The organism is Delftia sp. WSY_7, from assembly GCF_043104845.1.
Classification (GTDB): domain Bacteria; phylum Pseudomonadota; class Gammaproteobacteria; order Burkholderiales; family Burkholderiaceae_C; genus Comamonas; species Comamonas tsuruhatensis.
In genome coordinates this window covers 35,414-47,945 of the sequence record NZ_JBICLB010000014.1, presented here as the reverse complement: position 1 = coordinate 47,945, position 12,532 = coordinate 35,414, and the positions used below count along the sequence as shown (strand labels likewise).

At 67.5% G+C, this 12,532-nt stretch carries 16 protein-coding genes; 9 read left to right on the top strand and 7 right to left on the bottom strand.

Annotated features, from left to right (window positions below):
* Nucleotides 1-23 precede the first annotated feature (23 nt).
* The 5 genes from ACF8ME_RS06480 (at nt 24) to ACF8ME_RS06460 (ending at nt 4,850) form a co-directional block, all read left to right on the top strand.
* Nucleotides 24-494 carry a BON domain-containing protein gene (locus ACF8ME_RS06480; protein ID WP_016447159.1) on the top strand — a complete coding sequence of 157 codons (471 nt, stop codon included), beginning with the start codon at nt 24-26 and terminating at the stop codon, nt 492-494.
* Nucleotides 495-594: 100 nt separating this feature from the next.
* A complete protein-coding gene (locus ACF8ME_RS06475; protein ID WP_046239850.1) occupies nt 595-1,824 on the top strand; it encodes a PLP-dependent transferase in 1,230 nt (409 codons plus the stop codon).
* A gap of 98 nt (nt 1,825-1,922) precedes the next feature.
* Complete coding sequence (locus tag ACF8ME_RS06470; protein ID WP_047327362.1) at nt 1,923-3,674, top strand: alkaline phosphatase; 1,752 nt, start codon at nt 1,923-1,925, stop codon at nt 3,672-3,674.
* Between the two features lie 116 nt (nt 3,675-3,790).
* On the top strand, nt 3,791-4,600 hold the full coding sequence (locus ACF8ME_RS06465; RefSeq protein ID WP_392415752.1) for a DUF2189 domain-containing protein: 810 nt from the start codon (nt 3,791-3,793) through the stop codon (nt 4,598-4,600).
* 64 nt (nt 4,601-4,664) lie between these two features.
* A complete protein-coding gene (locus ACF8ME_RS06460) occupies nt 4,665-4,850 on the top strand; it encodes a hypothetical protein (RefSeq protein WP_016447155.1) in 186 nt (61 codons plus the stop codon).
* Between the two features lie 19 nt (nt 4,851-4,869).
* Here the strand turns inward: ACF8ME_RS06460 and ACF8ME_RS06455 are convergent, their stop codons facing one another.
* Nucleotides 4,870-5,535: an arylesterase gene (locus ACF8ME_RS06455; protein ID WP_349335684.1), complete on the bottom strand. Its 666-nt coding sequence runs from the start codon at nt 5,533-5,535 to the stop codon at nt 4,870-4,872.
* Nucleotides 5,536-5,551: 16 nt separating this feature from the next.
* Here ACF8ME_RS06455 and ACF8ME_RS06450 point away from each other — a divergent pair, with 16 nt between their 5' ends.
* Entirely contained in the window at nt 5,552-6,262 is a 711-nt protein-coding gene (locus ACF8ME_RS06450) for an ABC transporter ATP-binding protein (protein ID WP_017403911.1), read from the top strand.
* 2 nt (nt 6,263-6,264) lie between these two features.
* On the opposite strand, the gene sstT is transcribed toward ACF8ME_RS06450, so the two are convergent.
* Complete coding sequence (gene sstT, locus ACF8ME_RS06445) at nt 6,265-7,488, bottom strand: serine/threonine transporter SstT (RefSeq protein WP_392407425.1); 1,224 nt, start codon at nt 7,486-7,488, stop codon at nt 6,265-6,267.
* A gap of 215 nt (nt 7,489-7,703) precedes the next feature.
* Between sstT and rlmB the strand changes: the two genes are divergently transcribed.
* Entirely contained in the window at nt 7,704-8,495 is a 792-nt protein-coding gene (gene rlmB, locus ACF8ME_RS06440; protein ID WP_392412562.1) for a 23S rRNA (guanosine(2251)-2'-O)-methyltransferase RlmB, read from the top strand.
* Here the strand turns inward: rlmB and ACF8ME_RS06435 are convergent.
* The 5 genes from ACF8ME_RS06435 to ACF8ME_RS06415 form a co-directional block, all read right to left on the bottom strand.
* Nucleotides 8,492-8,869, bottom strand: coding sequence for a DUF1428 domain-containing protein (locus ACF8ME_RS06435; protein WP_047217000.1), 378 nt, complete (start codon nt 8,867-8,869; stop codon nt 8,492-8,494). The two genes, rlmB and ACF8ME_RS06435, sit on opposite strands and share 4 nt — an antisense overlap.
* Nucleotides 8,870-8,894: 25 nt before the next feature.
* A complete protein-coding gene (locus ACF8ME_RS06430; RefSeq protein WP_017403914.1) occupies nt 8,895-9,371 on the bottom strand; it encodes an SRPBCC family protein in 477 nt (158 codons plus the stop codon).
* Between the two features lie 8 nt (nt 9,372-9,379).
* A complete protein-coding gene (locus ACF8ME_RS06425) occupies nt 9,380-9,763 on the bottom strand; it encodes a VOC family protein (protein ID WP_047217001.1) in 384 nt (127 codons plus the stop codon).
* Nucleotides 9,764-9,810: 47 nt separating this feature from the next.
* On the bottom strand, nt 9,811-10,233 hold the full coding sequence (locus ACF8ME_RS06420) for a VOC family protein (RefSeq protein ID WP_034365141.1): 423 nt from the start codon (nt 10,231-10,233) through the stop codon (nt 9,811-9,813).
* 81 nt (nt 10,234-10,314) lie between these two features.
* Nucleotides 10,315-10,818, bottom strand: a complete 504-nt coding sequence (locus tag ACF8ME_RS06415) for a VOC family protein (protein ID WP_392415751.1) — start codon at nt 10,816-10,818, stop codon at nt 10,315-10,317.
* A 222-nt stretch (nt 10,819-11,040) separates the two neighbouring features.
* On the opposite strand from ACF8ME_RS06415, the gene ACF8ME_RS06410 reads away from it, so the two are divergent.
* On the top strand, nt 11,041-11,679 hold the full coding sequence (locus ACF8ME_RS06410; protein ID WP_016447146.1) for a TetR/AcrR family transcriptional regulator: 639 nt from the start codon (nt 11,041-11,043) through the stop codon (nt 11,677-11,679).
* A gap of 57 nt (nt 11,680-11,736) precedes the next feature.
* Nucleotides 11,737-12,516: an NAD-dependent deacylase gene (locus tag ACF8ME_RS06405; protein ID WP_026062008.1), complete on the top strand. Its 780-nt coding sequence runs from the start codon at nt 11,737-11,739 to the stop codon at nt 12,514-12,516.
* The last annotated feature ends 16 nt before the right edge of the window (nt 12,517-12,532 follow it).

The following is a 12,532-nucleotide window of genomic DNA, read 5'->3' as shown; positions in this document are numbered from 1 at the left end:
ACAACTATTCAAGGAGTAACCGCATGACTTTCATCACCCAACGCTGCTGCCAGATCCTCGCCGTGTCTGCCCTGGCCTTCGGCCTTGCCGCCTGCGGCAAGACCGAAGACACTGCGGGCCAGAAGCTCGACTCTGCGGTTCAGCAGTCCCAGCAGGCCGCGCAGAGCGCCGGCCAGAAGATCGACAACGCCATGAGCAGCGCCGGCACCAAGATCGAGGAAGGTGCTGCCAAGGCCGAAGCGGCCACCAACAACGCCATGAGCCAGGCAGGCGCCGCACTCGACGACGCCGGCATCACCGCCCAGATCAAGGCCGACCTGATCAAGGAGCCCGATATCTCCGCCCTCAAGATCGACGTGGACACCAAGGCAGGCGCCGTGACGCTGACCGGCTCGGTCCCCAGCGAAGCACTCAAGATGCGCGCAGGCGACATTGCCAAGTCCGTCAAGGGCGTGAACAACGTCAGCAACATGCTGGAGATCAAGGCCAGCTGATCGCAGCCACCGGCTTTGCTCCCCCAATGAAAACCAGGCGCTTCGTCCGCCTGGTTTTTTTATGCCTGAACGCCGTGGCCCAGCGCATAAGATGCGCTGCATGAGCACACCCGACCTGCAGATCAGCACCCATCTCATCCACCATCCCTACCAGCCGCCCGAAGGCTTTGTTGCGCCGCAGCCGCCCGTGCACAAGGCCTCGACGGTGATCTTCGAGAACGTGGCGGCCATGCGCCGGCGCCAGTGGCTGGACAAGAGCAGCTATACCTACGGCCTGCACGGCACGCCCACCACCTTCTTGCTGGAAGAGCGCCTGAGCGCGCTGGAAGGCGGCCTGCAGTGCCTGCTGGTACCCAGCGGCCTGGCTGCGATTGCGACCACCTCCCTGGCCCTGCTGCGCACCGGCGACGAGATGCTGCTGCCCGACAACGCCTACGGTCCCAACAAGACCCTGAGCGAGGGCGAGCTGGCCCATTTCGGCGTGCGCCACCAGTGCTATGACGCCATGGATGTTGCCGACCTCGAAGCCAAAATCACGCCCAAGACGCGTTTGGTCTGGCTGGAGGCGCCGGGCTCGGTGACCATGGAGTTCCCTGACCTCATCGCCATGGTGCGCCTGTGCCGCGAGCGGGGCATCACCACCGTGCTGGACAACACCTGGGGCGCGGGCCTGGCCTTCAACCCCTTCGATCTGCTGGCCGATGGAACGCACAGCCTGGGCGTGGATGCCACCGTGCATGCGCTGACCAAGTACCCCAGCGGCGGTGGCGACGTGCTCATGGGCAGCATCATCACGCGCGACCAGGCGCTGCACATGCGCATCAAGCTGGCGCACATGCGCCTGGGCCTGGGCGTGGGCGGCAACGACACCGAGGCCGTGCTGCGCTCCCTGCCCAGCATCGCGCTGCGCTACCACGCCCAGGACCGCGCCGCGCGCGAGCTGGCGCGCTGGCTGCAGCAGCAGCCGGCCGTGGCCCAGGTGCTGCACCCGGCGCTGGAAGGCGCTCCGGGCCACGAGAACTGGAAGGCGCTGTGTGGCGCAGCCGCAGGCGGCGAGGGCGTGGCCGCCGGCCTGTTCAGCGTGGTCATCGATCCGCGCCACGGCCAGCAGGCCGTGGACCGCTTCTGCGACAGCCTGCGCCTGTTCAAGATCGGCTACAGCTGGGGCGGTCCCATCAGCCTGGTCGTGCCCTATGAGCTGTCGTCCATGCGCAGCTGCCCCACGCCCCAGCTGCGCAGCGGCACCGTGGTGCGCTTTGCCATCGGCCTGGAGGCGGTGCAGGACCTGCGTGCCGACCTGGAGCAGGCCCTGGCCGCCGCGTTTGCATAGTTGAGCGCCAGGCGCCGGTGACATCTGCCTGTCACCTGCGCCGCCGATGCTCGCTGGCTTCATACCACCCCACGGAGGCCTTCGGGCCCCGGTCCAGCATGAAGCACAAAGAGAGCATCACCAACATCCTGCAGCAGGCGAAAGCCGGCTCCCGCGAATCCGGCCTCGTGGCCAGCCGCCGCCATTTCGTGCGCGGCATGGGCGCCTCGGCCCTGGCGCTGCCACTGGCTGGCTGCGGCGGGTCGGATGGCGACAGCCGCATTCCCGTCGAGTTCCGCCACGGCGTGGCCAGCGGCGACCCGTTGAGTGACCGCGTCATCCTCTGGACCCGCGTGACGCCGCCGCAGGGCCATTCCAGCGACATCGAGGTGGAGTGGGAAGTGGCATCGGACGCCGACTTCAAGACCCTCGTGACTTCGGGCAAGGCCATGGCGCGCGCCACCCAGGACTTCACCTTCAAGGCCGATGCCACGGGCCTCAGGCCCGCCACGCGCTACCACTACCGCTTTCGCTGCCAGGGCATGACCAGCGCCACGGGCCGCACGCGAACCCTGCCCGTGGGCGCCGTGCAGCAGGTCAAGCTGGCCGTGTTTTCCTGCGCCAACTACCCGGCCGGCTACTTCAATGTCTACGCGCATGCGGCGCGCCAGGGCGACCTGGACGCCACCGTGCATCTGGGCGACTACATCTACGAATATGCGCGCGGCGGCTATGCCAACGGCAAGGCCGAAGCCATGCAGCGCCAGAGCCTGCCGGCCAACGAAATCGTCAGCCTGGCCGACTACCGCCAGCGCCATGCCCAGTACAAGAGCGATGCCGACCTGCAGGCCCTGCATGCGGCAGCGCCCATGATTGCGGTCTGGGACGACCACGAAGTCTCCAATGACACCTGGATGCACGGCGCCGAGAACCACCAGCCGGCCACCGAAGGCGACTTCGAGCTGCGCAAGGTGGCCGCGCTCAAGGCCTATCACGAGTGGATGCCCACGCGCAACGCACAGCCCGAGATCATCTACCGCAGCTTCGCCTTCGGCGACCTGCTGGCGCTGCACATGCTGGACACGCGCGTCATCGGCCGTGACGAACAGCTCGACTACGCCGACTATTTCACGGCACAGGGGCTGGACGCGGCGCGCTTTTCCTCCGACATGGCCAATCCCGCACGCCAGCTCATGGGCGCCACGCAGACCCAGTGGCTTGGCCAGCAGATGGCGGCCTCGCAGGCCACCTGGCAGGTGCTGGGCCAGCAGGTGCTGATGGGGCGCATGGAGCTGCCGGCGCCCTTGCTGATGGACATCCTCAGCCCCGGCAGCGGTGTCTCGCTGCCGGCCTACGCGGCGCTGCTGGCCAAGGCCCAGGCCAACCCGGCCAGCCTGACGGCGGCGGAAAAGGCCATCCTGGCCCAGCCCAGCATTCCCTACAACCTCGATGCCTGGGACGGCTACGCCGTGGCTCGCGAGACCGTGCTGGCCACGGCGCGCAGCCTGGGCAAGAACCTGGTCGTGCTGGCCGGTGACACCCACAACGCCTGGGCCAGCGAGCTGCGCGACCGCAGCGGGCAGGGCGTGGGCGTGGAGTTCGCCACCTCGTCCGTCAGCTCGCCCGGCTTCGAGGACTACCTGCCCGGCCAGGATCCGGCCCAGTTGCGTGGCGCGCTGCTGCAGTTCATCAACACGCTCAAGTACTGCGATACCTCCCGCCGCGGCTACATGATCGTCACGGCAACCCCCCAGGCCTGCCAGGCCGAATGGATCTATGTGGATACGGTGTTCAGCCGCCAGTACCAGACCGTGCGGGACGCGGCCTGGAAGGTGCTGCCCGGCCAGCCGGGCAAGCTGGTGCAGGCCTGAGGGCGGACCGGGGTGCGGGCCTGCGCGGTCTGGGCGGGGGCCCTCGGTAGTTTCCGCCATGGCAGCGCGGCCATGGCTGCGCTAACTTGGGGCTCGCTGATCCAGGAGGTCCAGGCATGCAGGCATCCCCCGCTCCCGAGAAAGCTTCCGACCACCCGGCTGGCGCGCTGCAGGTGCAACCGCTGCGCATGGCCGATCCCTGGCGCTGGCTGGCGCTGGGCTGGCGCGATCTGCGGCGGGCGCCGGGCGTTGCGCTGTTCTATGGCCTTTGCTTCTGGGCCATGGCCCTGCTCATCGGCTGGGTGTTCCGTGCCAGCCCTGAATACAGCATGGCCATGGCCAGCGGCTGTCTGCTCATCGGCCCCTTCCTGGCCATGGGCCTGTACGACACCAGCCGCAGGCTGGAGCGGGGCTTGCCGACCCAACTGAGCAGCTCGCTGACCTGCTGGGACACGCAGATGGGCAGCATGGGCATGCTGGTCATGGTGCTGCTGGTGCTGGAGATGCTCTGGGCGCGCGCCTCCATGGTGGTGTTTGCCGTGTTCTTCGATACCGGCATGCCCACCACGGCCGGCATGCTGCAGGCCGTGACACGGCCGGAGAATTGGGAGTTCCTGGCGATCTACGTGCTGGTCGGCGGCGCCTTCGCGGCCCTGGTGTTCGCCAGCATGGTGGTGGCGCTGCCGGCCATGCTGGACCGGGGCAGCGATGCGCTGACGGCCTGCATCACCAGCATGCGCGTGGTCGGCCTCAACCTGGCCGTCATGCTGCAATGGGCCGCGATCATCACCGTGCTGGTGGCTGCTGCGCTGTGGTGGCACGGCGTGGGCCTGCTGCTGGTGGGGCCTTTGCTGGGCTGCGCCAGTTGGCATGCTTACCGCTGCAGCGTGGGTGAATCTGCCGACCCTGCGTCCCCCCTATCCTGAGGTTTTACGGCCGGGCCCCGTCTTGCGGCTACAGTGGGGCTTGCAACAACAGAGGAGTCCACCTGTGGCGACACCCAACTACGCCTATGAAAAACGCCAGCGCGAACTGGCCAAGAAGCAGAAGAAGCTTGAAAAGGAGAAGGCCAAGGCCGAAAGAAAACCCGACGACCATGAGGGCGGCGGTATGGCGGGTGAAGACCAGGCATCCCCCGCAGCGGCGCATTCCGGCGAGGAAGGCCGCAGCAGCTGACAGCCTGGCTGCCCTGTGCTCAGGGCAGCAGTTTGCTGAGCTGTGGCCAGACGTTGTCCAGCATGCGCGGCTGGGCCTTGGCCGTGGGGTGGATGCGGTCAGCCTGGAACCACTGGGCCGAGTCGGCCGCATCGCCTATACCGGCCAGCAGGAAGGGCACGAGCGGTACCTTCTGCTCCTGCGCCACCTTGGAGAACAATTGCTCGAACTGTCGCGTATAGCCGCTGCCGTAGTTGGGAGGCACCTGCATGCCCACCAGCAGCACCTTGGCCCCGGCATCACGGGCCGCGCGTACCATGGCGTCCAGATTGCCCTGCGTGCTTTGCAGCGGCAGGCCGCGCAGCGCATCGTTGCCTCCCAATTCGATCACCACCACCGACGGCTTGTGCTGCTTGAGCAGGGCCGGCAGGCGCGAGCGGCCGCCCGAGGTGGTCTCGCCGCTCACGCTGGCGTTGACCAGCGGCACATTTTTCTGGCTCTCCTGCAGGCGCTTTTGCAGCAGCGCCACCCAGCCCGTTCCGCGGGCCAGACCGTACTCGGCACTCAGCGAATCGCCCAGTACCAGCAACGGGCCGGCGTCTGCAGCCTGGGCGGGCATGGCCGTCCAAGTACCCAGCAGACCGAAGGCCAAGCCGGCCGAGATAAAGTGGCGGCGTCGGCGCATTGCGCGCAGCTTGTCTTGCATCGTCTTCCCATCCTCCATGTCACAAAGCACTGCCCAGCCCCTGATCGAAGTCGAGCATGTCTTCAAGTCGGTCAGCGATTCGACCGGAACACTGGATATTCTGAGGGATATCGATCTGCGCTTCGCGGCAAGGGAAACCGTGGCCATCGTCGGTGCCTCGGGCTCGGGCAAGAGCACGCTGCTGTCCATACTCGCAGGCCTGGATACGCCCACGCGCGGCACGGTGCGGCTGCAGGGCCAGGACATGTTTGCGCTGGACGAGGATGCGCGCGCTGCCGTGCGTGCGCAGAAGCTGGGCTTTGTCTTCCAGAGCTTCCAGCTGCTGGGCAATCTGACGGCGCTGGAGAACGTGATGCTGCCGCTGGAGCTGGCCGGCAGCCGCGACGCCCGCCGCCGCGCCACCGAAATGCTGGAGCGCGTGGGGCTGGGCCAGCGCCTGGGCCACTATCCCAAGCTGCTGTCGGGCGGTGAGCAGCAGCGTGTGGCGCTGGCCCGCGCCTTCGTGGTCGAGCCCGCCGTGCTGCTGGCCGACGAGCCCACGGGCAGCCTGGACTTTGCGACCGGCGAAACCATCATGGAGCTGATGTTCGCGCTCAACCGTGAGCGCGGCACCACGTTGGTCATGGTCACGCATGACCGAGCCATCGCCGCGCGCTGCGAGCGGCGCGTGACCATCGAGGCCGGCCGCGTCGCCAGCATCGAAGAGGGGCAGGCGCTGGCGGCTTGATCTCAGGCGGCGACAGCTTCGCGCCGCCCGGCCGCCTCGCAGGCCGCGGCCGTGAAGATCACGTCCGTGGAGGAGTTGAGTGCGGTTTCGGCCGAGTCCTGGATCACGCCGATCACAAAGCCCACGCCCACCACCTGCATGGCCAGATCGTTGGAGATGCCGAACAGGCTGCAGGCCAGCGGAATCAGCAGCAGCGAGCCACCGGCCACGCCCGAGGCGCCGCAGGCGCACACCGCGGACACCACGCACAGCAAGATGGCGGTCAGCAGATCGGCCTGGATGCCCAGGGTATGGGCCGCAGCCAGCGAGAGCACGCTGATGGTGACGGCGGCGCCGGCCATGTTGATGGTGGCGCCCAGCGGGATGGAGACGCTGTAGGTGTCCTCATCCAGGCCCAGGCGCTTGGCCAGCGCCAGGTTCACCGGGATGTTGGCGGCCGAGCTGCGCGTGAAGAAGGCCGTGACCGCGCTCTCGCGCAGGCAGGTCAGCACCAGGGGATAGGGATTGCGGCGCGTCTGCGTCCAGACGATGAACGGATTGACCACCAGGGCCACGAAGAGCATGCAGCCCAGCAGCACGGCCAGCAGGTGGGCATAGTCCAGCAGCTTTTCCAGGCCCGACTGGGCAAAGGTGCCCGCCACCAGGCCGAAGATGCCCAGCGGCGCCAGGCGGATCACGCCCTGGATCACGCGGGTGATGGCCTGGCCCAGGTCATGCATCACGGCGCGCGTGGTCTCAGAGGCGTGGCGCAGGGCCAGGCCCATGGCCACTGCCCAGGCAAGGATGCCGATGTAGTTGGCATTCATCAGCGCGCGTACCGGGTTGTCGAAGGCGCTTTGCACCAGGGCCATCAGCACTTCGCCAATGCGCCCAGGCGCGCCCTGGGCGGGGGCGGCGTCCTTGAACTGGATGGTGGACGGGAAGGCCATGCTGGCCACCACGGCCACCACGGCCGCGGCAAAGGTGCCCAGCACATACAGCCACAGGATGGGCCGTATCTGCGTGGCGTGGCCGGGCCGGTGGTTGCTGGTGGCCGAGACCACCAGCAGCAGCACCAGGACAGGGGCAACGGCCTTGAGGGCGGAGATGAACAGCGTCCCCAGCAGGGATACGGACTGGGCGGCCTCGGGCCAGAGCCAGGCCAACAGGCCGCCGGCGACCAGACTGATGGCGATCTGGCCCACCAGGCTGGTGCGGGCAAGCCAGGCAAGAAAGGCTTTGAGCATGATGGTTGAGAAAGAAATGGAAAAACAGGGCGATGAAAAATGCAAAGCGGCATGCCCGTGGCTTCGGTGCATGCCGCAATGAGAGGGGCCCGCTGGAAAGCGGCCAACCCGCGCAGTGTAGCGGCTACGTAAAAACCACAGGAGCCGTTGCGTGCAGACGGGCTTCGTCCGGCGGGTGCCGGGGCTGCGCCCAATTGGCGGGATAATCGCGCCCCATGTCGTCCCCCAAAGTTCTCTTCGGCTTCCACGCCGTCGGCGTGCGCATGAAGACCGCGCCCCAATCCATCATCGAGGTCTACTACGAGGCCACGCGCCGTGATGCGCGCATGCGCCAGTTCCTCGACCGCGCCAAGTCGGCCGGCGTCCGGCTGATCGAGGCAGACGGCGAACGCCTGGCCAAGCTCGCCGGAAGCCACGGCCACCAGGGCGTGGCCGCGCGCGTGGAGGCGGTGGCCCAGGTGCATTCGCTGGATGAACTGCTGGAGCAGCTGGAGGCCGATGGCGTCAGCAACCCGCTGCTGCTGGTGCTGGACGGCGTGACCGATCCGCACAACCTGGGGGCCTGCCTGCGCGTGGCCGATGGCGCAGGCGCCCATGCGGTGATTGCGCCCAAGGACCATGCGGTGGGCGTGAACGCCACCGTGGCCAAGGTGGCCAGCGGCGCGGCCGAGACCGTGCCCTATTTCATGGTCACCAACCTGGCGCGCACGCTCAACGAGCTCAAGGAGCGCGACATCTGGATCATCGGCACCAGCGACGATGCGCCCAAGACCCTGTACGAGGTGGACCTCAAGGGCCCCACGGCCCTGGTGCTGGGCGCAGAAGGCGACGGCATGCGCCAGCTCACGCGCAAGACCTGCGACGAGCTGATCGGCATTCCCATGATGGGCGCCGTCTCCAGCCTCAATGTGTCCGTGGCCAGCGGCGTGTGCCTGTACGAGGCGCTGCGCCAGCGCGGACTGGGCACCACGCCTGCCGTATCCGCCGTCCCGGCCGACCAGATCTAGGCTGGCGCGCCGCCGGCGCCCAGCTCCACCACGCTCTCGAAGCCGCCCCAGAACATGCGCTTGGCGTCGAAGGGCATGGTGGCCGGGTCCATGGAGGCAATGCGCGGATCCTTCATGACGGCGGCATTGATGCGGTCGCGCTCCGCGCGCGAGGCATAGACGATCCATGAAAAGAACACGATCTCGCCTTCCTTGAGCTGCACGGCCTGGGGAAACGAGGTCAGCTTGCCCATGGGCACGTCGTCGCCCGCGCATTCCCAGTACTGCAGCGCGCCGTATTCCATCCAGACCTTGCCTGCGGCCTCGGCCACCTCGCGGTAGGCCTGCAGGTTGGCCCGGGGAACGGGCAGTACGAATCCGTCGATGTAGTGCATGGTGCTCTCCTGGTGAAAACCGGCGTCAGAGCCGGGCTGCGAGTTCCGCCAACTGGTCTGCGCACTGGCCCCAGCCGCTGTGAAAGCCCATGGCCTCGTGCTGGGCGCGGTCGGCGGCATTCCAATGGCGCACCCGGGCGGTATAGCGGGTCTGGCTGCCTTCGGGGTCGAAGGTGACGATGCCCGTCATGAAGGGCTTGTCGGCTGGCACCCAGCCTTGGGTGAAGGCGTCGGTGAAGACCAGGCGCCGGTTGGGAATGACTTCCAGGTAGACACCGCTGCCGGGCATCTCCTGGCCTTCGGGGCTGCGCATGACGATGAGGCTGTGGCCGCCGGGCCGCACGTCGTTGTCCACCCGGGCCACGCTCCAGGGGCTGGGTGCAAACCATTGCTGGATCAGCGCCGGCTCGGTCCAGCAGCGGTAGAGCCTGTCGGCGGGGATGTCGAACAGGCGCGTGAGCACCAGGTCGTTGGCGTGTTCGGGAAGGTCTTGTGCTGTCATGGTGCTCCTCATTGCATGGAGTGCAGGCCGATGCGGTTGCCCTCGGTGTCCACCACGACGGCGCAGTGGCCGTGGGGGCCGATGGAGAATTTGGCCTGCTCGATGCGCCCGCCTGCGGCCTCGACGCGGCCCTGTTCTATGGCGCAGTCCTCGCAGCCGAAATAGACCAGCGTGCCGCCGCCGCCGGAAGGTGCGTCGTCCATCCGCACCAGCATTCCGCCCGCGCCGGGGCCTGTCATGTCCATCGGAAAGGACAGCATCTCCTGGCTGTCGGAGCCATCGGGCGCGGGCAGGTGCTCCAGCTTGCCCTGGAAGACGGTTTCATAGAACCGGCGCGCACGCGCCATGTCCTGCACATGGATCTCGAACCAGACGACGGGATTGGCGTTCATGAGGACTCCTTCGTGGGTGACAGAGGCAATGTGTCGGCCGGCCTTGTTCAGGCCTCGCCCTTGACGTTGACCATCCAGGGTGTGTTGAAGCGGTCCGTCACCATGCCAAAGCCCGGCGACCAGAACGTGGCCTGGAAGGGCATGGTCACCTTGCCGCCTTCGGCCAGCGCGTTGAAGATGCGGCCGCCTTCGGTGGCGTCGTCCACGCCGATCGAGATCCACATGCCCTGGGCCTGCTGGTAGCCGCCGCCACCGCAGTTGTCGGTGGCGTCCGAGGCCATCAGCGCCTGGTCCTTGATCTGCAGGTGGGCATGCATGATCAGGCGCTTGTCGGCCTCGGGCATCTGCTCCATGCCCGGCGTCTCGCCAAAGGTGCTCTGGTGCACGATGGTGCCGCCGAACAGCCTGGCGTAGAAGGCGAAGGCCTCGGCGCAGTTGCCGTTGAAGTTCAGATAGGGGATGAATTGCATGGAACGCTCCTGGGAGGGACGGTGGCGAGGGGAGTGGAGGAACGGGAGGACGGGACGACGGGAGGAGGGGGCCAGGAGGTTTCAGCCGCCGTCATGCGCGCGCTCAAGAGCGGCAATCTCCAGCTTTTGCATGCCCAGCAGGGCCTGCATCACGCGCTGGGCGGCGGCCATGTCGGGGCCTCCCATCCAGCTCGCCATCTGGGACGGAACGATTTGCCACGACAGGCCATGGCGGTCCTTGAGCCAGCCGCATTGACGCGCCGCCGGGTCGCCGCCCTCGGACAGGGCGCCCCAGTAGTGGTCTATCTCGTCCTGTGTATCGCAACTGACCATCAGCGAGACGGCCTCGTTGAAGCGGAACATGGGGCCGCCGTTGAGCGCCAGAAAGGGCTGGCCTTCCAGCTCGAATTGCACCGTCATCACGCTGCCCGCCGGCCTGCCGTGGATGTCGTGGCCTGCTTCGCCGTAGCGCGCAATGGCCGTGATGCGGGAATCGGGAAAGACTTCGGTATAGAAGCGCGCCGCCTGCTCGCCCTGGTTGTCGAACCAGAGGCAGGGCTGTATGCGGCCGGTGTGCAAAGCCATGCTTGTCTCCTTGGTGACGGTGATAACCGTTTCATGCCGTTCGATGCCGGCTTTTTATCGATTTCTGCCCGGCGTGTGTACGCCGTTCACATATGCTAGGGACTAAAATGGACGCTGTCCACATCAAGCGCTGTCAGCTTCGGTGTCAAGCTGTAAATCGGCGGGGCAGGGCTGCCTTCCCTCTCGGGTGATGTGGCCACGCAGAAAAAAGGAAGCAAAACAGTGACGCAGCGACGTGTCAGGCGTGAGTCATATCACCACGGCGACCTGCGCCAGGCCCTGGTCGAGGCTGGCCTGGCGCTGGCGCGTGAAGGCGGTCCCCAGGCGATCGTGCTGCGCGAGGCCACGCGCCGGGCGGGCGTGGCGCCCAATGCAGCCTATCGTCACTTTGCCAACCGCCAGGCGCTGTTTGATGCCGTGCGCGCCGCGGCCCTGGGCGCACTGGCCGCAGCCATCGAGGCCGAAATGGCCCAGGCGCGCACCCTGCCCGATGTGCTGCAGCGCTCACGCGCGCTGCTGGCTGCCGTGGGGCGCGGCTATCTGGGCTTTGCCCAGACGGAGACCGGCTGGTTTCGCACGGCCTTTGCTTCGGTCGAGTACGACGTGGACCTGCCGCCCGACACCACGCGTGCAGCGGCCATGGGACTGAACCCGTTCGAGCTGCTGGGCTATGCGCTGGACAGCATGGCCGAGGCCGGCGTGCTGCCTGCCGAGCGCCGGCCCCAGGCCGAGTTCCTGGCCTGGTCCGCGGTGCACGGCATGGCCTTGCTGGTGATAGACGGGCCGCTGCGCCACGCCACCGCCGAGCAGCGGCGCGCGCTGGCGCTGCGCCTGCTGGAGATGGTGGAAAAAGGCATTTGATGCGTGGCGGGGCGACACTGCCTCACAATGGCCTGCCTTTTTTCCATCGCCGCCCCGATGCCCGACGAACATTCCCTTTCCTCGCCTTCCCCCGCCGAGCCTGAACTGGCCGGCCAGGGCGAGCTGCGCGACCGCATCGCGCGTGCAGCCCATATCGCGGTGCTCACGGGCGCAGGCGTCAGCGCCGAATCCGGCGTACCCACCTTTCGCGACGACAAGAACAGCTACTGGGCACAGTTCAACCCGCAGGACATGGCCAGCGAGGCAGGCTTTCGCGCGCATCCGCAGCGCGTCTGGCAGTGGTATGCGCACCGGCGCGAAGCCGTGGCTGCGGTGCAGCCCAACGCCGGCCACCATGCGCTGGCGCAATGGGCCTTGCGCCACCCGGGCCGCATGACGCTGGTCACGCAGAACGTCGATGGCCTGCACCAGCGCGCAGGCAGCCCCGGCGTGCTGTGCCTGCATGGTGAGCTGATGCGGGACCGATGGCTGGAAAGGCCGCGCGCATGCTGCGATCTGGCCCAGGTGAAGCCGGGCGAGCCGCCGCAGTGCGCCGTCTGCGGCAACCTGGTGCGCCCGGGCGTGGTCTGGTTCGGCGAGTCCCTGCCCATGGGCGTGTGGCAGGCCGCGGAGGCGGCGGTGCAGCACTGCGATGTGCTGCTGGTGGTGGGCACATCGGGCGCCGTGTACCCGGCTGCAGGGCTGGCGCGAATCGCACGCAGGGCGGGCGCACATGTGGCCGTGATCAATCCCGCACCGTCCGAGCTGGATGACGCGGCCCACCAATGCCTGCGCGGCCCGTCGGCACAGGTGCTGCCGCTGCTGCTGGGCGACTGAAGGCGGGGGGCAGGCC